Source organism: Paracidobacterium acidisoli, assembly GCF_003428625.2.
Lineage (GTDB): Bacteria > Acidobacteriota > Terriglobia > Terriglobales > Acidobacteriaceae > Paracidobacterium > Paracidobacterium acidisoli.
Genome location: NZ_QVQT02000004.1, coordinates 409976 through 428057 on the forward strand (window position 1 = coordinate 409976; position 18082 = coordinate 428057).

The window sequence follows — 18082 nt, forward strand, 5'->3', positions numbered from 1 at the left end:
GCAAAAGGATAGTGGGAGATGACCGAGATCAGGATCGACTTCGCAAAGATGGATGGACTGACGCCAGGCATCGTGCAGCACGCACGGACCGGCCAGGTGCTGATGACCGGCTTTCTGAATGAGGAAAGCTATCGCAAAACGCTCGAAACCGGCTTCGTCACATTCTGGAGCCGCACCCGGCAGAAGTTGTGGATGAAGGGCGAAACCAGTGGAAATCGTCTGCGTGTGGTGGAAGCGCTGACCGACTGTGACCAGGATACCCTGCTCTTTCGTGTCGAGGTGGAAGGGGATGGCCTGGTGTGCCACGAGGGTACTGTGAGCTGTTTTACGCGCCCGATTGCGCTGCAGGCACCGGCAGCGGAGGTGCAGGCATGAGCCAGAAAATCCGTCTCGGCATTCCCAAGGGCAGCCTGCAGGACGCAACGATAGCTCTGTTTGAGCGTGCCGGTTGGCGCATCTACGCCAATGGCCGCTCCTATTTTCCGACCATCGACGATCCGGAGATTGAGTGCATGTTGATTCGCGCGCAGGAGATGGCGCGCTATGTCGATCACGGCGTGCTGGATACGGGCCTGACCGGCATCGATTGGGTAATCGAAAGTGGTCTGGATGTCGAGAGCGTGACCAGCCTTGTGTATTCCAAGCAAAGCCGTAAAGGCGTGCGCTGGGTGCTGGCTGTCCCGGAAGATTCTCCTTATCAGCGCGCCGAGGATCTGAGCGGGAAGATCATCGCGACAGAATTGGTGGAAGTAACGAAGCGCTATTTTGCGCAGAAGAATGTCCCGGTCAAGGTGGAATTCAGCTGGGGCGCGACGGAAGTAAAGCCGCCCACACTGGCCGACGCCATTGTGGAAGTGACCGAGACGGGGAGCTCGTTGCGGGCCAATCGCCTGCGCATTATCGAAACGGTGCTGGAAAGCGAAACGCGGCTGATTGCCAATCGCACGGCCTATAAAGACGAGTGGAAGAAGCAGAAAATCGACAGTCTGGCGCTGATGCTGAAGGGCGCGATTGCCGCTCAGGGTCAGGTTGGGCTGATGCTGAATGTGTCGAAGGAGAACCTGCCGACGGTGCTGTCGGTGCTGCCTGCACTCAACTCGCCGACCATTTCGGAGCTGAGCGATTCGAAGTGGGTCGCGGTCAACACGATTCTCGAAGAGAGCGTGGTGCGTGACGTGATTCCGCGCCTGAAAGCGGCACAGGCGACTGGAATCGTGGAATATCCGTTGAACAAGGTGGTGCTGTGAAGCTGCTGCGCAGCGGAAGCAGTGCGGCTCGGGAGCGCCTGGATGCGCTCACCGACCGCCGCAATGCGGGCTATGAGCGCGCAATGCCTGTGGCCCGGCGCATCGTCGACAGTGTGCGTCGCGGTGGCGATGCGGCACTGCTGCGGCACCGCACAAAGCTCGACGGCATTTCGTCGCAGGTGCCGTTACGAGTCTCAGAAGACGAGATGCGTGCCGCATGGGAGGCCGGTTCAGCTGAAGTCAGAGCGGCGCTGAAGACGGCGGCCAAAAATATCCGCGCCTTTGCTGAGCGGCAGCGCCCGCGCGACTGGGATATGCGTCCCGCTCCGGGCGTAATGACCGGGCAGCGCGTAAAGCCGCTCGATGCGGTGGGCTGCTACGTGCCGAGCGGCCGCTATCCGTTGCCTTCCACGTTGTTGATGACTGCGATCCCGGCGCAGGTTGCCGGGGTGCCGAGAATTGCCGCAGTGTCACCGCGGCCGGCGCGGGAGACGCTGGCAGCCGCGCACCTGCTGGGTGTGACGGAATTCTATCGCGTGGGCGGTGCGCAGGCTGTGGCGGCATTGGCCTATGGAACGGAGAGCCTGCCACGGGTAGACAAAATTGTTGGTCCCGGTAATGCCTACGTGACGGCGGCAAAGAAGCTCGTGGCCTTCGATTGCGGCATCGACATGCTGGCCGGGCCGACAGAGATCGTCGTGACCAGCGAAGCCGGCGACGCAGTCGCGATTGCGGCAGATCTGATTGCACAGGCAGAGCATGACCCGGACGCGGTGGCGATCCTTCTGACCAGCAATGCAGAGCTGGCAAAGGCAGTGGCGATCGAGGTCAGGCAAAGAGTCCGGAGCAATAAGATCGCGGCTGAAGCGATAGCGCGAAATGGCACAGTCGTTATCACTAAAACGCCGGAAGAGGCGCGTGAAATGACAAACCGGATCGCTCCGGAGCATCTGACGATCGACAGTGAAGCAGATCTTGCATGGGTACGCAATGCCGGATCAGTGTTCGTCGGGCACTTGTCGGCTCAGCCGCTTGGCGATTACGTCTCCGGACCAAACCATACGCTGCCGACCAGCGGCCTGGCGCGGCTGCGCGGAGGCCTGAGCGTGATGGATTTTGTGAAGCTGATTACAGTACAGCAATACAGCGCGGAAGGGATAAAGCGGCTCGGGCCTGCCGGGATCGTATTGGCGAAGGCCGAAGGTCTGATGGGCCATGCGGAAGCGATTCGCGCAAGGGGGATCGATGGCTGAGGTAAAAGCAGCAGGGCCGATACTTTCCTCGACCGTGCGGCGCATGAAGGAATACCACCCGCCGTTAGGCGATCGCAGCGGCCTGCGGCTGGACTTCAATGAAAATACCTTTGCCTGCTCGCCGCGCGTGCTGGAAACGCTTGGACATATTTCGCGCGCGGATCTGACGAAATATCCTGAGCGTGAGCCGGTGGAGAGGCTGGTGGCGAAACATCTTGGGCTGGAGCCAGCGCAGGTCCTGCTGACGAACGGCGTGGATGAAGCCATTCATGTGCTGTGCCAGACGTATCTCGATGCCGGCAGTGAGTTGCTGCTGCCTGTCCCGACGTATTCCATGTATGAAGTCTATGCATCGGGGACAGAAACGCGTGTGTTGCGGGTCCAGGCTGGTAATGACTTTGCGTTTCCCGTGCAGCAGGTGCTCGATTCCATTACTCCGGCGACGAGGCTGATTGCGATTGCGAATCCCAATAGCCCGACGGGGCAGGCTGTGCGCCGCGAGGATCTGCTCGCCGTGATTGAGGCTGCCCCCCACGCGGCAGTGCTGTTGGACGAAGCATACTTCCATTTCTTTGGCGAAACCGCGATGGATCTGGTCGGCCGCGTGCCAAATGTAATTGTCGCGCGTACCTTTTCAAAGGCTTATGGACTCGCCGGGCTTCGCCTGGGTGTGCTGGCTGCCGCGGAAGAGCAGATGCAGTGGATGCGGCGCGCCATTTCGCCATACAGCGTGAACGCGCTGGCGCTGGCCTGCCTGCCGTCGGCGATCGAAGACAGTGCGTACCTTGACTGGTATGTCAGCGAAGTCTTGGCCTCCCGCACCCTGTTCGAATCTGCACTGACGCGACTGGATGTGCCGTACTGGCCGTCGCGTGCAAATTTTGTCCTCGCAAATATTGGTTCAAAGCATCAGGAGTTTGCCGCAGCGATGCGCAGACGCAATGTGCTGGTGCGGGATCGATCGAGCGATCCTGGCTGTGACGGGTGTGTGCGTATCACGGTAGGAACGCGCGAACATACCGAGCTGGGCATAGCGGCGCTTGAGGAATCGCTGCGAGAAATAGGCTGGATGAAAGGCGAAGCATGAAAAAGGCAGCAAAACGAACGGGCTCTATCGATCGCAAAACAGCGGAGACCCAGATTTCTCTGAAGCTGACGATCGAGGGAGCGGGCCGTTACAAGGTATCGACGGGGATCAGATTTTTCGATCACATGCTCGAATTGTTTACGCGCCATGGTGCCTTCGACCTGGAGTTGACCTGCAAAGGTGACTTGGATGTAGACCAGCATCACACTGTGGAAGATGTGGGGATCGCGCTGGGCGAGGCCTTCGATAAGGCATTGGGCGATAAGCGCGGCATTCTGCGCGCGGGATATTTCCTGATGACGATGGACGAGACGCTGGGTATCGCTGCTGTCGATCTCAGTGGCCGCGTGGCATCGGTGATTGATACGAAGGTGAAGACGCGTCTGGTAGGCGATCTGCAGTCGGAGCTGGTAGACGATTTCTTTGAAGGGTTTTCGCGAGGCGCACGGGCAAATGTGCATGTAAAGACGATGTACGGCCGTTCAAATCATCACAAGGTCGAGGCACTGTTCAAGGCCTTCGCACGAGCGCTGCGCGTGGCGTGCTCGCGTGATCCGCAGCTTGGTGAGATGCTGCCCAGCACCAAAGGATTGCTGTAATGGGTGCTGGTGTGATCGCTGTCGTCGACTATAAAGCGGGTAACCTCACGTCGGTGATGAAGGCACTCCATGTGGCTGGAGCCAAAGCAGTACTCACCGAAGATCCAGATGTTGTCCGCCGAGCGGTGAAGATCGTCCTCCCCGGTGTCGGGCACTTTGCGGCGACTTCATTCCTGGCGGAGCACGGGCTGAAAGAGGCAATCGAGGAGCGGATTCGCGCCGGAGCACCTTTCCTCGGAATCTGCGTGGGACTGCAGTGGCTGTTTGCAGGAAGTACGGAAGCGCCGGGGTATGAAGGACTGAGCACGTTTCCACAGCTTTGCGATCGTTTTGCCCCCGGGAAAAAAGTTCCACATGTCGGATGGAATTCACTCGCAATTCGTGAAGGATCGCAGCTCTTTGCCGGAATCGAAGATGGAAGCTTCGTATATTTCACTCACTCTTATCGCGCTCCCGTAATCAACGAGACTGCCGCTGTGACAAATTATGATGAACCATTCACCGCTGCAGTGGAGCGCGGAAACGTGATGGGCGTACAGTTCCATCCCGAAAAATCAGGCGCGGCAGGTCTGCACTTGCTGGAGAACTTTGTGAGGCTGGCATGCTGACGAAGCGCATTATTGCCTGTCTGGATGTAAACGCTGGCCGCGTAGTCAAGGGCGTACAGTTCGTGGATCTGGTAGATGCCGGCGACCCGGCGGAGCTGGCAGCGCGGCACGCAGCAGCGGGTGCGGATGAGATTGTGCTGCTCGATATCACCGCAACGCACGAGCGCCGCGGCACGCTTATCGATACGGTGCGCCGCACTGCACAGCGCCTTTTCGTTCCATTCACCGTCGGCGGAGGCATTCGCACCGCGGATGATGCCGGAGCAGTCTTCGATGCCGGAGCGGATAAGGTCAGCATCAACTCTGCCGCTTTAGCCCGTCCCGCTCTGATTGGTGAGATCGGAGCGAAGTTCGGCGCGCAGGCCGTGATCGTTGCTATCGATGCGCGCCGCAAAGGAGAAAGCGCCGAAGTCTATATTGAAGGCGGACGAAAGCCGACAGGTCGTGGAGTGGTGGAGTGGGCACGTGAAGCCGAGGATCGCGGTGCCGGCGAGATTCTGCTGACCTCCATGGATGCAGACGGCACCCGTGCCGGTTTCGATTGTGAGATCACCGCCATGGTAGGCGAAGCTGTGCAGATTCCAGTGATTGCTTCCGGCGGTGCGGGTAACGCCGCGCACTTTACGCAGGTCTTCCGCGAGGGCAGGGCCGACGCGGCGCTTGCAGCAAGTATCTTCCACTTTGGGATATCGGATGCGCGCATGCTGAAGGAAGAGCTGGCAAAGGATGGAGTTCCAGTGAGGCTGCCATGTTAATTCCTTCAATTGATCTGATGGGCGGACGTATTGTGCAGCTGGTGCGTGGTGAAAAGCTGAAGCTCGCCTTCGACGATTTCGATTACTGGATCGAACGGTTCTCCTCATATCCCCTCGTTCAGCTTATTGATCTGGACGCAGCGATGCGGCAGGGAGAGAACACGGTGCTGATCGAGCAGATCGCGCGGCGGCTGCCCTGTCAGGTGGGCGGCGGCATCCGAACGGCGGAACAGGCGCAGAGACTGATCGATGCGGGAGCGAAACGCGTGATCTTTGGATCGGTGTTATTTCGCGCCGATGCTGTTTTGCCTGTGGATACGGAAATGGCAGCATCTCTGTCTGCGGTTTTGACCGCGGAACGAGTCGTCGCCAGTATCGATACAAAGGGCGGTAAGGTTGCCATCCGTGGCTGGAAAGAGCAAACAGAGGTAACGCCGGAACAGGCGATTACCGCACTTGAGCCATATTGCAGTGCATTTCTGTATACGCATGTGGATACAGAGGGCACAATGCAGGGGTTTCCACTGCCGGTGGCGCGGGAGCTGCGCGCTCTGACCCAGCGGCAGTTGATTGTCGCCGGAGGCATTCGCGAACAGGCAGAGATCGATGCGCTGGAAGCGATTGATGTCGACGCGGTTGCAGGTATGGCCGTGTACTCCGGCCTGCTGGCTACCTGACCTGCTCGCGGCGTCGATAAAGAATGCCCACCACGATAAAAGCCGCAGCGGCCACCGCTGAGGCTATAGCACTGGATCGATGTCCCCGTACGGCGGCCAGAACGGTATCGGCCGTCCAGAAGAAAGCGAGTGCAAACCAGAGATAAGAAGGGCGCATTTCTCTTTCATGATAAATATCTGCCGCCGCCGCTACCATTTTCCGATATCTGGAGTAAGCTGATACGTCCGGCGTAGCCGGGTGATTCAGGACTGCGAGCACGGCAATGGTGACCAGGAAGAATGAAATACGGGTAGCGAAGCGGCTTGATGAGGTCGGATTTTCCGATATCGTCCAGATTCGGAACAGAGTGCTCGAACTGCGCACCGCCGGTCAGGTAGTGCACGCATTTCACGGTGGCGAGCCATTTTTCGAGACACCGGAAGCCATCAAATACGCCATGATGCGTGCTCTGGTTGAGAATCGGACGAAATATGCCGAATCTTCGGGTATTGCACCTTTGCGTGAGGCGATCGCAGACAAGCTGAAAACCAAAAACAGCCTCGATGCAGGTATTGAGGATGTCATGATTACCGCGGGCGGCGCACATGCGCTGTATGCGGCCTTTCAGTCAGTGCTCGATCCCGGCGACGACGTGTTGCTGTTCTCGCCATACTGGACACCGATCCGCGACATGATCACCGTTGCCGAGGCGAGACCGCTGCTGATACCCACAGCGACAGCCAGACGCAATGGTTTGACGAAAACGCTGGAGCACTTCACGACACCGAAGGCGCGGGCGATTTACTACAATACGCCGCAGAACCCTTCGGGTGTGGTCTTCTCACGCGCAGAGGCCGAAGAGGTTGCGGCCTTTGCGCGTGCTCATAATCTGATCGTCATTGCTGACGAAGCCTATGAGGATCTTGTCTACGAAGGCGAGCATGTTTCCATTGCCTCTCTTCCCGGCATGGCAGAGCGGACGATTACGGCGTATACCTTCTCAAAAACTTACGGCATGACAGGATGGCGTATCGGCTATGCGGTTGCAAAAGAGCCGTTCATGACAGCGGTGCGCAAGATTGTGCTCTATTCGTCCAATGGAGTATCGACACCTACGCAATGGGCGGCTCTGAAGGCGCTCGCTCTTTCGCGCAGTATGATCGACGCAAGGCGAGAGGAGTATCGGCAGCGGCGTGATCTGCTTGTGAAAGGGCTGAACGAGGCAGGCCTTGAATGCGAAACACCAGAGGGCGCGTTCTATGCATTTCCCAGTGTGACAAAGATTCACAAAGACAGCCGTCGGGCAGCAGCTCTGCTGCTCGATAAAGCACATGTCGTTACGGTACCCGGAGTTGTGTTTGGCGCACAGGGTGAAGGGCATCTTCGCTTCGGTTATGCGGTCTCTCCTGAATCCATCGAAGCTGGACTTGAGGCTCTGCATCGATTTGTAAAAGGGTGACGGATTCCTGAAAAGTGCATGCTGAAGGGATATTTTTTAGTCATTTGTCACAAATTCAGCTTGCCTGACAGTGAAGAGATATTAATTTCTGCATCCGAAACGGAATTCAGGGCGTCCATTGTTTGACGGGATTTGTGCAGAATAAGGCTTCCGTCTACGGAACGACCCCCTTCATTATGTCTTTATCCAGACGCTTTCTTTTCAGAACTCCAGTTATCGCAGCTTTTATCTTCCTTTTGGCAACCGCGCAGGTATGGGCGCAGGATGTCGCCAAAGTGGATAGCGCCGGCTTACCGGATGCGCCCGATGCAGTCCTGGCGCAACAGCAAAACCAGCATCAGAATTCCACAAATGCATCGGCAACCAGTGACACAGACGGAAAACAGACGAAGCGCATTCTCGGCATTGTGCCGAACTTTCGTTCCGTTTCCGCCAATGTAAAGCTGCCTCCGCAGACGGTAAAGGAGAAGTTTATCGGAGCTACCGAGGACAGCTTCGACTATTCTTCGTTCATCTTTGCGGGCCTTCTGGCGGGCGTGGCACAGGCGGAGGGTTCCTATCCTGAATTTCACCAGGGCGCGGCTGGTTATGCGCGTTATTACTGGCATACCTTCGCCGATCAGGCGGATGAAAATTATCAGGTGGAATTTTTCTGGCCGGTCGCTACGCATGAAGATCCTCGCTATTACACGCTCGGCCACGGCGGATTTTTCAAACGGACCGCATACTCCTTCAGCCGCATTCTCATTACGCGCACGGACTCGGGCAGAGAGACCGTGAATATTTCAGAGATTGCGGGAGCGGGCAGCGCTGCGGGTATTTCCGACCTGTACTATCCCTCGGGCGAGCGCTCATGGACGAAGACTGGGCAGCGCTGGGTGACTAGTGTGAGCCTTGACGGCGCGACCTTTATCTTCAAGGAATTCTGGCCTGACATTAACGGCGCAATCTTTCATCAGAAAAATTGATGCTTTCGGATGTTGCAGAAGAGCCGCTCCGTTGTGAGCGGCTTTTCTGTGTCTGCCCTTCGGTGTATCGGCGGCAACGAATTAGGATGAAATAAGTTACATACTGTGAGGAGAAAGGACCCCCATGCTGAAGGTTGGAGTGCCGGATTCCGTTTCACCTGAGCTGCTGAAGAAGTTTCCCAAAGAGGTTTCCCTCGTACGCCTGCCCTCTGATCCGAAGCAGGATTATGAGATCGACTTTTGGGTGCTGCCCCTGTTTGAAAAGCCGGCAAAAGCTATCTGGCCTCACCTGAAGGGTGTCCGTGTGGCGCAGTCCTGTCTGGCAGGAATTGACTGGATTCGCCGATTGATCCCCGAAGATATTACGTTATGCGATGGTCAGGGCATTCATACCATCAGTACGGCGGAATGGGCAGTAACGGCGACGCTGGCGGCGCTGAAATATCTTCCCTTCTATTTTGAGCTGCAGCATGAGCAGAGCTGGTCACGCCGTAAAGACGGCGAAGAACATTATCGTAGTTTGCATCCGGACACGGCTCCTGCATTTCCTCCGGTGATGTTTGAAGAAGTGCATGGGAAAAAGGTCCTGATCGTCGGTTACGGATCGATCGGACAGGCGATCGAGGAGCGGTTGCTGCCCTTCGGTGTGGAAATAGTGCGTGTGGCGCGCAGCGCACGAGAGGGTGTTGCGAGCGTAAATCAATTGTCGGAGTTGTTGCCGCAGGCCGATGTCGTGATTCTGATCGTACCGCTGACAAAGGAGACCGAAGGGCTCATGGGCGCTAAGGAACTCGCGCTGATGAAGCAGGGAGCGCTGCTGGTGAATGCCGCGCGGGGTCCGGTGCTCGATACGGATGCATTACTGGCTGCATTGCAGTCCAGACGCATTCAGGCGGCTCTGGATGTGACCGATCCCGAGCCGTTGCCGGACGGACATCCGCTGTGGAGTGCGCCGAATGTGATGATCACGCCGCATGTCGCCAGCTCTACGCCCATGTTCATGGTACGGGCGATGGAACTTGCGGCAGCACAGGTAGGGCGTTATCTTCGCGGAGAACCGCTGATCAACATTGTGACGGGCGATTACTGAGAAGACTGGCGGCCGCTGATAGCCTCCGCAAAGTGGATGGCGCGGCGGTCTGTATTTTGTGCAATCTGCTCGCGGCAGCTAAAGCCATCCGACACGATCAGTGTTTGCGACGAGGCTTTTCGTGCGGCGGGCAGCAGCACGCGCTCGCCGAGCGTTTGCGAGATCGCAAATTTCTCTTTTTCAAAACCAAAGGGGCCGGCCATGCCGCAGCAGCCGGAGTCGAGCAGCTCGACTTCCGCACCGGTGCGTCGCAGGAGCTCGACTTCGTCTGTCATTTTCATGAGCGACCGATGATGACAGTGGCCGTGCAGAAGAATCTTTTGTCCCGCACGCTGTGCCGGTTGGAAATCAGGCGCATGGCGCGCTAGGAACTGACTGAGCAGCATGCTTTGATCGTGGAGTCGGCGAGCCCGCTCGTTGTCAGGAAAGAAGTTCATCAGTTCGTCGCGAAAGACGCTGGCGCAGCTCGGCTCAAGAAAGAGGAAGGGCATGCCGGCGTCGATCTGCGGTGCCAGGTAATGCATAGTGCGAAGCAGATATTCGCGGGCCTGGCGCAGAAATCCGAAGTCGTAGAGCGGGCGGCCGCAGCAGACGTGCCGGCTGGGAATATCCACCGTAAAGCCTGCGTCCGTAAGCACCTGCTCGGCGGCCACGAGAGACTGCGGGTGGTAATAGTTGTTCCACGTGTCAGGCCACAGGAGCACGGTTTGTTTCGTGGTTTCTGTCCGCAGCCGTTTACGGCTGCGTTGAAAGTTGCGTGGCGCAAAAAGGGGCAGGTTTCGCTGCGGCGCAACGCCGAGAGCCGTTTTCATTGCATGAGAGAGCAGTGGCATGCGCAGTGCGATGTTCGCCGCGCCTGGGCCAAAGGCGGGGATGAGAGACGTGAGGTGCGCCCAGCGATCCATAAAACCGAAAGCATAATGCTGCAGTCTGCGTGGGTGCTCGCCATAATAATGGGCGAGAAATTCGGCTTTGTACGTCGCCATGTCGACGCTGACCGGACACTCGGTTTTACAGGCTTTGCAGGAGAGGCAAAGATCGAGCGCTCCATGTACGGCTTCGTTTTGCCATCCCGGATCGAGTACATGGCCTTCCATCAGCTCCCAGAGAAGATGAGCGCGTCCACGGGTTGAGTGCTTCTCTTCCTGCGTGGCCATATAGCTGGGACACATCGTGCCGCTGCCCTCTTTCCGGCATGCACCGACGCCAACACAGCGAAGCGTGGCTTCCCCGAATGAGCCGTGGTCTTCAGGAAAACGAAAGAAGGTCTCCGGACTCTTCGATTTGTATCCCGCACCGAGGCGCAGATTCTCAGCCAGTCCATATACCTCGATGGGATCGACGACCTTGCCGGGGTTCATCCGATTCTCCGGGTCCCATAGCGCCTTAAACTCACGGAAGGCCTGCATGATCTCAGCACCGAACATCTTTGGAAGCAGCGCAGCGCGCGACTGCCCGTCGCCGTGTTCACCGGAGAGCGATCCGCCATGCTCAAGTACAAGATCGGCAGCGCGATCGATGAACTCTGTATAGTTGCGGATGCCGGCTTCGCTCTCCATGTCGAAGTTCATGCGCAGATGCACGCACCCCTGACCGAAATGGCCATACATGGGGCTGCGGTAGCCATATTCCTTCATCAACGTAAAGATTCGGCGAAGATAGGAGCCCAGTTGTTCAGGAGGCACCGCCGAATCCTCCCAGCCTTCCCACCCATGCGGCTCGCCGGGAACAAACACCGTTGCACCCAGGCCAGATTCCCGCACATGCCAGACGCGCTGTGCCTCGCTGCCGGCATAGATCACGCCCTTCGGCGACGCGGGCAGCTTTGGTGCGTCAGCAAGGAAATCGCGTGCCATGGCGTCGACTTCGGCATCGCTATCCGCGCCGAACTCGACGAGAAGAAAGCCGTGTCCTTCAGGCAGCAAAGCCACATCGTCCACGGCAAGATTCTTGCGGCGCATAAAGTCGAGCAGCATCTGATCTACGCCTTCAAGCCCGATGGGATGGTATTCGAGGATGGCGGGCACCGCATCTGCGGAGATAAAGCTGTCGGGAAATCCCAGTACGACCAGGCGGCGGCATTGCGGGCTCGGCTTCAGATCCAGCGTGGCGCGCAGCACGGTCACCAGCGTGCCTTCGCTGCCTACTAGCGCTCGCGCCACATGAAAGCCGTTCTCCGGCAGCAGCTCATCCAGGTTATAGCCGGAGACGCGGCGAGGAATCTTTGGAAAACGGCGGCGGATTTCATTCGCGTACCGGTCGCGAAGCTGCCGCATCCCGGAGTAAATCTGTGCAGAGCGGCCTCCACGGGCGAGAATGGCCTCGTATTCGGCATCGCTGGTCGCGCCGACGGTGAGACGCGTGCCATCGCAGAGCAGAACGTCGAGTGAGTGAATGTTATCGACGGTCTTGCCGCCCATGAGGGCATGCGTGCCGCAGGAGTTGTTGCCGATCATACCCCCGATGGTGCAGCGGCTGTGTGTCGCCGGATCGGGCGCAAAGGTCAGCTTGTGCTCTTCGGCGGCCTCGCGTACCCGGTCGAGCACAATGCCCGGTTCGACGACGGCAAGACGCTTTTCCGGATCAAGCGAAAGAATATTTCGCATGTACTTCGAAAAGTCGAGCACAACAGCCGCATTGCAGCACTGCCCGGCCAGGCTGGTGCCCCCGCCACGCGACAGGATCGGCGCGCTGAAGTCGCGGCAGGCGGCAACGATGGCAATCACGTCGTCGATATCGCGGGGAACGGCAAGGCCGATGGGAACCTGGCGGTAATTTGAGGCATCCGTAGCGTACAGCGCGCGTGAGCCGGGGTCGAAGCGGACTTCGCCCCGAATAGTAGCGCGCAGTCGCTCTTCAAGTGCCTGGGAGGAGCGGAACTGTTCGTGCGGATGCTTCGTGTTGCCGAGAATGGGCAGTAGAGAAGACAAAAATTAAACCTGCTGTGCCGCGGGATAGGCCGCATCGGTGGCATCGGCTCCTCGCGGATGACCAAGAGCGTCCATAAACAGGGTAATCCCGGCGGAGACGATCAGGTTAACGAGGAGAGCCGGAACAGCTGCATAGACCATATACGTATGATGCGTCCCCAGATGGAGAGGGAAGATGGAGCTTTTCAGATCGCGGGCCAGCGCCATGCCGGTTCCGGTGAGCATGCCGGCAGCCCATCCACATAACAGCGCGCGGCCGTGGAACCAGCGGGTATAGATGCCGAGGACGACAGCGGGAAAGAGCTGGGCGATCCAGATGCCGCCGAGCAGCTGCAGTTCAATGGCGTACTGCGATTTGACGCCGAGAACAAAAATCAGCGCGCCGAATTTGACGACCAGAGAGACGATCTTCGCCTGGGACGCTTCCTGCTGCGGTGTCATACGGCCGCGATGCAGCTCGCCGTAAAGGTTGCGCGTGAATAAATTGGCCGACGCAATCGACATGATCGCCGCCGGAACCAGCGCGCCGATGCCGATAGCCGCCAGACAAAAGCCGGAGAACCATTCAGGAAAGAAGCGGGTAAAGAGCGTCGGCACCACGCTCGAGGTATCCGTGGTGCGAATGCCCGCCGCCAGAGCAGCAAAACCGAGCAGGGCGATCAGCGTCAGCAGCAGATTGTATGCAGGCAGCAGAGCCGCGTTGCGGCGCAGGACCTTTCCGCTCGATGCACTGAGCACCCCCGTTGCCGTATGCGGATAGAGCACGATGGCAATGGCCGATCCAATAGCCAGCGTGGAGTAGCTGAAGTACTGCGAAGGCGGCAGGATGATGGATGCAGGCGGTTTGTGCAGCGCAAGGGCTCCGGCCGCTGCATGGAAGATGTGGCCATAGCCTCCGAGCCTTGCCGGCAGAACAAACAGGGCGGCAAGAACCATGAGGTAGAGCATGATGTCTTTCACGATGGCGATGGCTGCCGGCGCGCGCAGGCCGCTGGTATAGGTGTACGCGGCCAGAATGACAAAGGCGGCAATCAGCGGCCATTCGCCATGAATGCCGAGGGCGGCGATGACCTCCTGAATACCGATCAGCTGCAGGGCAATGTAGGGCATGGTCGCCAGAATTCCGGTGACGGCAATGGCCATGGCCAGCCAGCGGCTGCCGAAGCGGCCGCGCACAAAGTCCGCGAGCGTGACATAGCCATGACGGTGACAAACCTTCCAGAGCCGCGGCAGCACCAGCATCATGTACGGGTAAAGCAGAATGCAGTAAGGGATAGCGAAAAAGCCATAGGCGCCGGCGCCGTAGAGCGCGGCAGGCACGGCAATGATGGTGTATGCGGTGTAGAAATCGCCGCCGATGAGAAACCAGGTGACCACCGTGCCGAATCGCCGTCCGGCAAGCCCCCACTCTTCGAGACTATGAAGGTCGGCACGCTTCCACCGGGCGGCCAGGAAGCCGGCCAGGGTGACGAGCAGAAAGCAGAGGACAAAAACGGTGATCGAGACGGCGTGAATAGTCATCTCCGGCAAGCTGAAAGTTACGGATACAGCGAAGTCTGTCCCATCAGCTTACCGTCTTCGTGGAAAGGCGGCCAGCAGCTTTCAGCGCAGCGGGCCGGAGCCGGGCCATTCGTAAGCGACGACTCCAAGATCGTTCAGCATCTGCATAGCCGCTTCCACATTGCGCCGCACCTGAGGACGGTCGGCACGAGAAGCGGCGGGATCTTCCTCAATGGCGATCACGCGTCCATAGGGCCACATATTTTCCGGCAGTGCGGAGAGAGCTTCCGGCAGGTCAGACAGGCGCAGGGTCAGCTCGCGTTTGCGGGCTCCGGCGGGCCGCAGCAGGTTATCGGGAGTAATATCGCTGCCGCCTGGTTCGGGATAAATCACACGCAGCGTCACGTTGCTGCGGCTGACAATGAGAAACGGATTATTCCAGCTCTGCAGGGTGTGGATGCCCATGTAGCGGCTCTTGGCCGGCGGCGGGATCTGGTCAAGGTCCTGACGGTCCTGGTCGATCACACTGGTTGTCGAGACTTTCGGCTGTGGTGCCGGTGCAGCAGTGGCAGAGCTGTTTCCGCCGGAGCGTGAACAGGCGGTGAAAGCTGTGAAGGCAAACAGCGCGGCGGGAAAAACGATTCGACGGGTAAGTCTGGTCATGCAGAGAGTTCGCGGGGAAGCGTCCAGGTACACTGCCAGAATACCCAGGCCAGGACGGATTGGAAGAGCGGATTTGGCGAGAGGGTTACTTTCCTGACCACTCCGCCGGACGCTTTTCGAGAAAGGCCCTGGTTCCCTCGGCTTTATCTGCGGTCGCGCAGCACAGACCGAAGAGCGAGGCCTCGAGCGCCAGCGCCTCATCGAGCGGCAGGTCATATCCTGCGTGCACTGCGGTCAGGCACTGCTGAACGGCGATCGGTGCCACATGCGCGATAGCCTGCGCAAGCTCCATGCCACGGGCCAGCAGGTCGGCAGCCGGTACCACTTCGTCGACCAGGCCGATGCCGAATGCAGCGGCAGCGGAGATCATTTCGCCGGTCAGGATCAGCTTCAGTGCGGCTCCCTTGCCGACAAGACGCGGCAGGCGCTGTGTGCCGCCATAACCGGGGATGAGGCCGAGTTTCACCTCTGGCTGACCGAGGCGCGCTGTTTCGCTTGCAATGCGAAAGGATGCGGCAAGGGCCAGCTCGCAGCCGCCTCCGAGCGCAAATCCGTTGATGCAGGCGATGACCGGCTTGCCGAGGGTTTCGAGCTTTGCAAAGATGCGCTGCCCGCGAGCGGCCAGTTGCTGGCCTTCCAGAGCCGAGAGTACGGCCAGCTCCTGAATGTCGGCTCCGGCGGCAAAGGCCTTTTCGCCGGCTCCGGTAAGCAGCGCGACTCGGACCGCCTCGTTTGCCGCGACCTCATCGAGAACCGCATCGAGCTCTGCGAGCGTAGCGCGGTTCAGTGCATTGAGCACCTTCGGGCGGTTCAGAGTGATGACGGCAATGCTGTCGCGAATTTCGAGCAGGATATTTTCGTAAGTCATGGCTTTTCCGGGCCGAACGAGTGAGTGTAACAGGTCTGGGAGGGACTCATCTGCGACTCCGCCGTATATCAGGCAGATAGAATATCGGTAATTTTTCCGGATTCTGCGTCTGAGCACGATGCGGCATCATCCGCACGATTCATCCGGCTGAAACATGACGTTCATTTATGCGGGCATCTTCCCTGTCATGTGAGGTGCCTCCATGGCCGACGTCATCACACGCGATTTCACCGAAATGGATAATGCGGGAATCTCCAGCCACCACTGGAAGATCATGCTCATCTCCGGCATGGGCTTTTTCACGGACGCCTACGATCTTTTCATCATCGGTGTTGTCATGTCGCTGCTGAAGCCGATGTGGCACGTGGGCAAGGTGGAAGAAAGCCTGGTTGAATCGACCGCATTGCTGGCCTCGGCCTTCGGAGCGCTGCTCTTCGGCCGGGTAGCGGATATGCTGGGGCGCAAGCGTATCTATGGCGTGGAAGTGCTGGTATTAGCTGCAGGAGCCATCGCCTGCGCCTTTTCTCCCAATATCTGGTGGCTGATCGGTCTGCGCTTCATTCTCGGCATCGGTATCGGTGGTGATTATCCGGTTTCCGCCACCATCATGAGCGAATATGCCGGCAAAGCTTCGCGAGGCATGCTTGTCACTCTTGTCTTTGCGATGCAGGCGGCCGGGCTGATTCTCGGACCGCTCTTCGCCTCGGCGCTGCTTTCCACCAGTCTGCCGCACGACATCATCTGGCGCGTTCTCGTCTCCTTCGGGGCTGTGCCCGCGCTGGCTGTTTACTGGCAGCGGCGTCATCTCCAGGAAACGCCGCGCTTTCTGGCAGCCTCCGGCAAAGAGGAAGACCACCGGGGCCGGCTGGCGAATGCGAAGCACTTCGACAGCGGAAAGCATTCGGTCTCTTTCTGGGACGGCTTTCATCGCCTGGTAAATGACAACAGACTTCTTGTGCGTCTCGTGGGAACGAGCGCCGCATGGTTCTTTATGGACGCGGCTTACTACGGCAACACGGTTTCCAGTCCGCTGGTTCTTTCGGCGCTCAACAGTGATCACACTCTGCTGCAGAAGACGCTCACGCAGCTCGGCATTTTTGCTATCTTTGCGGCGCCGGGCTATGCCGTCTCCGCGCTGACCATGGACCGGCTGGGGCGCAAGACGATTCAGGCACTCGGCTTCGGGATGATGGGCATCAGCTTTGCTGTGCTCGCGCTGGTTCCCGGCCTTGAAAAGACGGCGATTCCCTTCCTTACCGTGTATGGGCTCAGCTTCTTCTTTACCGAGTTCGGACCGAATGCAACGACCTTCGTTTATCCGTCCGAGATCTTCCCGGTGCATGTGCGAACCACCGGACATGGTATTGCTGCCGCAATGGGCAAACTGGGCGGCTTTCTGGGAGTCTTCATCTTTCCGTTTCTGCTGCACTGGAAGGGGCTTCTCGGCGCTGAATCGGCGGCTGCCATTGTCAGTGTGCTTGGCCTGATCGTTACGCTGACAATGCTTCCGGAGACAAGGGGCAGAAGCCTTGAAGATATCTCCTCGGAGCCGCCTGCCTGGACGGAAAAGTCAGCAGCCTGAGCATCGCATGGAACGGTGAAAGAAACGGCGCACCGCGCTCGTGCTCCCGGTAAGATAAAAAGCGGCTTTCTGTACTGCGGATTCGTATATCCGTCCCCCGGGAGATTCGATGAGCGCAGCATTTCGCAGGTGTGTTGCCATTATTCCAGTGTCTTTCGCTGTTCTGCTTGTTGCCGGTTGCCGGTCTGTCGCCGGCTTCTCATCGGCGACAGAGGTCAGAGTGATTGACGCTTCGTATCACGCGCCGGCGCTCAATGTGAGCATCGGTGGATCTCCCATTGCCGCGAATATCGTTCAGGGCAGCATCACAAACTACGCCATTCTCGGTGTACAGACGTCGCAGGCTCAGGTGTATCCCGTCAAATCAACAACGGCAGCAATTTCCGTGTCAGGAGCCTTTGGAGCCAGCGAACAGCATTCCGTCTATATCACTGACACAGCTTCCGGCTATACGGCAACGGTTCTGGAGGATCAGAACACGGCAGCGCCTTCCGGTTATGCTTCCGTGCGCTTTCTGCAGCAGGCCATTGCGACCGGACCGGTCGATATCTATCTTGTGCCCAGTGACAGCACCCTGGCCGACACCAAAGCCGTTCTCGCCGGTACCGCTGCGGGAACGGCGACAAACTATATCAATGTCCCCGCAGATAGCTACACCCTGGTTGTAACCGCTGCCGGCAGCATCACCTCGAAATACACTGCATCGTTGACGCTCAATGGTGGTGCTGTGCGTACGCTGCTCATCATGGACCAACAGCTGACCAATAACCCCCCGGTCACAGTGGTAACCGGTAACGATCTGAATTAGGCGCTGGC

General features: G+C 58.5%; 17 protein-coding genes. 13 read left to right on the forward strand and 4 right to left on the reverse strand.

Annotated elements, in window-relative coordinates; genetic code table 11:
- Positions 1 to 18: 18 nt before the first annotated feature.
- The 11 genes from hisI (at position 19) to D0Y96_RS12865 (ending at position 9723) form a co-directional block, all read left to right on the forward strand.
- The gene (gene hisI / locus D0Y96_RS12815) at positions 19 to 375 is read left to right on the forward strand and encodes a phosphoribosyl-AMP cyclohydrolase (protein ID WP_117300461.1); all 357 of its coding nucleotides are present in this window, start codon (positions 19 to 21) and stop codon (positions 373 to 375) included.
- A complete protein-coding gene (gene hisG, locus D0Y96_RS12820) occupies positions 372 to 1247 on the forward strand; it encodes an ATP phosphoribosyltransferase (protein WP_117300463.1) in 876 nt (291 codons plus the stop codon). The genes hisI and hisG overlap by 4 nt, the downstream gene beginning before the upstream one ends.
- Positions 1244 to 2500, forward strand: coding sequence for a histidinol dehydrogenase (gene hisD / locus D0Y96_RS12825; protein ID WP_117300465.1), 1257 nt, complete (start codon positions 1244 to 1246; stop codon positions 2498 to 2500). Before hisG ends, hisD begins: the two co-directional genes overlap by 4 nt.
- Entirely contained in the window at positions 2493 to 3587 is a 1095-nt protein-coding gene (gene hisC / locus D0Y96_RS12830; protein WP_117300467.1) for a histidinol-phosphate transaminase, read from the forward strand. Before hisD ends, hisC begins: the two co-directional genes overlap by 8 nt.
- Complete coding sequence (hisB, locus tag D0Y96_RS12835) at positions 3584 to 4186, forward strand: imidazoleglycerol-phosphate dehydratase HisB (protein WP_117300469.1); 603 nt, start codon at positions 3584 to 3586, stop codon at positions 4184 to 4186. Before hisC ends, hisB begins: the two co-directional genes overlap by 4 nt.
- The gene (gene hisH / locus D0Y96_RS12840) at positions 4186 to 4794 is read left to right on the forward strand and encodes an imidazole glycerol phosphate synthase subunit HisH (protein ID WP_252263739.1); all 609 of its coding nucleotides are present in this window, start codon (positions 4186 to 4188) and stop codon (positions 4792 to 4794) included. The genes hisB and hisH overlap by 1 nt, the downstream gene beginning before the upstream one ends.
- Positions 4788 to 5549: an imidazole glycerol phosphate synthase subunit HisF gene (gene hisF, locus D0Y96_RS12845; protein ID WP_117300471.1), complete on the forward strand. Its 762-nt coding sequence runs from the start codon at positions 4788 to 4790 to the stop codon at positions 5547 to 5549. The genes hisH and hisF overlap by 7 nt, the downstream gene beginning before the upstream one ends.
- Positions 5543 to 6226, forward strand: a complete 684-nt coding sequence (locus tag D0Y96_RS12850) for a 1-(5-phosphoribosyl)-5-[(5-phosphoribosylamino)methylideneamino]imidazole-4-carboxamide isomerase (RefSeq protein WP_117300473.1) — start codon at positions 5543 to 5545, stop codon at positions 6224 to 6226. Before hisF ends, D0Y96_RS12850 begins: the two co-directional genes overlap by 7 nt.
- 263 nt (positions 6227 to 6489) lie before the next feature.
- Positions 6490 to 7665 (forward strand): pyridoxal phosphate-dependent aminotransferase, encoded by a 1176-nt coding sequence (locus D0Y96_RS12855; protein WP_117300477.1) that lies wholly within the window; start codon positions 6490 to 6492, stop codon positions 7663 to 7665.
- Between the two features lie 236 nt (positions 7666 to 7901).
- The gene (locus D0Y96_RS12860) at positions 7902 to 8633 is read left to right on the forward strand and encodes a hypothetical protein (RefSeq protein WP_252263740.1); all 732 of its coding nucleotides are present in this window, start codon (positions 7902 to 7904) and stop codon (positions 8631 to 8633) included.
- Between the two features lie 124 nt (positions 8634 to 8757).
- The gene (locus D0Y96_RS12865; RefSeq protein ID WP_117300479.1) at positions 8758 to 9723 is read left to right on the forward strand and encodes a 2-hydroxyacid dehydrogenase; all 966 of its coding nucleotides are present in this window, start codon (positions 8758 to 8760) and stop codon (positions 9721 to 9723) included.
- On the opposite strand, the gene D0Y96_RS12870 is transcribed toward D0Y96_RS12865, so the two are convergent.
- The 4 genes from D0Y96_RS12870 to D0Y96_RS12885 form a co-directional block, all read right to left on the reverse strand.
- Entirely contained in the window at positions 9717 to 12653 is a 2937-nt protein-coding gene (locus D0Y96_RS12870) for an FAD-binding and (Fe-S)-binding domain-containing protein (protein WP_199480283.1), read from the reverse strand. The genes D0Y96_RS12865 and D0Y96_RS12870 overlap by 7 nt on opposite strands.
- A gap of 3 nt (positions 12654 to 12656) precedes the next feature.
- Positions 12657 to 14174, reverse strand: coding sequence for a monocarboxylate uptake permease MctP (mctP, locus tag D0Y96_RS12875; protein WP_147325050.1), 1518 nt, complete (start codon positions 14172 to 14174; stop codon positions 12657 to 12659).
- Positions 14175 to 14255: 81 nt separating this feature from the next.
- The gene (locus D0Y96_RS12880; protein ID WP_147325051.1) at positions 14256 to 14816 is read right to left on the reverse strand and encodes a hypothetical protein; all 561 of its coding nucleotides are present in this window, start codon (positions 14814 to 14816) and stop codon (positions 14256 to 14258) included.
- An 85-nt stretch (positions 14817 to 14901) separates the two neighbouring features.
- Complete coding sequence (locus D0Y96_RS12885; protein WP_117300485.1) at positions 14902 to 15684, reverse strand: enoyl-CoA hydratase-related protein; 783 nt, start codon at positions 15682 to 15684, stop codon at positions 14902 to 14904.
- Between the two features lie 202 nt (positions 15685 to 15886).
- On the opposite strand from D0Y96_RS12885, the gene D0Y96_RS12890 reads away from it, so the two are divergent.
- Both D0Y96_RS12890 and D0Y96_RS12895 read left to right on the forward strand, forming a co-directional pair.
- A complete protein-coding gene (locus D0Y96_RS12890) occupies positions 15887 to 17266 on the forward strand; it encodes an MFS transporter (protein ID WP_117300487.1) in 1380 nt (459 codons plus the stop codon).
- A gap of 220 nt (positions 17267 to 17486) precedes the next feature.
- A complete protein-coding gene (locus D0Y96_RS12895; RefSeq protein ID WP_158562372.1) occupies positions 17487 to 18074 on the forward strand; it encodes a DUF4397 domain-containing protein in 588 nt (195 codons plus the stop codon).
- Positions 18075 to 18082: the final 8 nt, after the last annotated feature.

What these genes read in the sequence shown, in the direction of transcription:
- hisB (WP_117300469.1), top strand. Translation starts at nt 3,584, where the DNA reads ATGAAAAAGGCAGCAAAACGAACGGGCTCTATCGATCGCAAAACAGCG.
- D0Y96_RS12880 (WP_147325051.1), bottom strand. Translation starts at nt 14,816, where the DNA reads ATGACCAGACTTACCCGTCGAATCGTTTTTCCCGCCGCGCTGTTTGCC.
- D0Y96_RS12850 (WP_117300473.1), top strand. Translation starts at nt 5,543, where the DNA reads ATGTTAATTCCTTCAATTGATCTGATGGGCGGACGTATTGTGCAGCTG.
- D0Y96_RS12865 (WP_117300479.1), top strand. Translation starts at nt 8,758, where the DNA reads ATGCTGAAGGTTGGAGTGCCGGATTCCGTTTCACCTGAGCTGCTGAAG.
- hisC (WP_117300467.1), top strand. Translation starts at nt 2,493, where the DNA reads ATGGCTGAGGTAAAAGCAGCAGGGCCGATACTTTCCTCGACCGTGCGG.
- hisI (WP_117300461.1), top strand. Translation starts at nt 19, where the DNA reads ATGACCGAGATCAGGATCGACTTCGCAAAGATGGATGGACTGACGCCA.
- hisH (WP_252263739.1), top strand. Translation starts at nt 4,186, where the DNA reads ATGGGTGCTGGTGTGATCGCTGTCGTCGACTATAAAGCGGGTAACCTC.
- D0Y96_RS12885 (WP_117300485.1), bottom strand. Translation starts at nt 15,684, where the DNA reads ATGACTTACGAAAATATCCTGCTCGAAATTCGCGACAGCATTGCCGTC.
- hisG (WP_117300463.1), top strand. Translation starts at nt 372, where the DNA reads ATGAGCCAGAAAATCCGTCTCGGCATTCCCAAGGGCAGCCTGCAGGAC.
- D0Y96_RS12890 (WP_117300487.1), top strand. Translation starts at nt 15,887, where the DNA reads ATGGCCGACGTCATCACACGCGATTTCACCGAAATGGATAATGCGGGA.
- mctP (WP_147325050.1), bottom strand. Translation starts at nt 14,174, where the DNA reads ATGACTATTCACGCCGTCTCGATCACCGTTTTTGTCCTCTGCTTTCTG.
- D0Y96_RS12855 (WP_117300477.1), top strand. Translation starts at nt 6,490, where the DNA reads ATGGTGACCAGGAAGAATGAAATACGGGTAGCGAAGCGGCTTGATGAG.
- hisF (WP_117300471.1), top strand. Translation starts at nt 4,788, where the DNA reads ATGCTGACGAAGCGCATTATTGCCTGTCTGGATGTAAACGCTGGCCGC.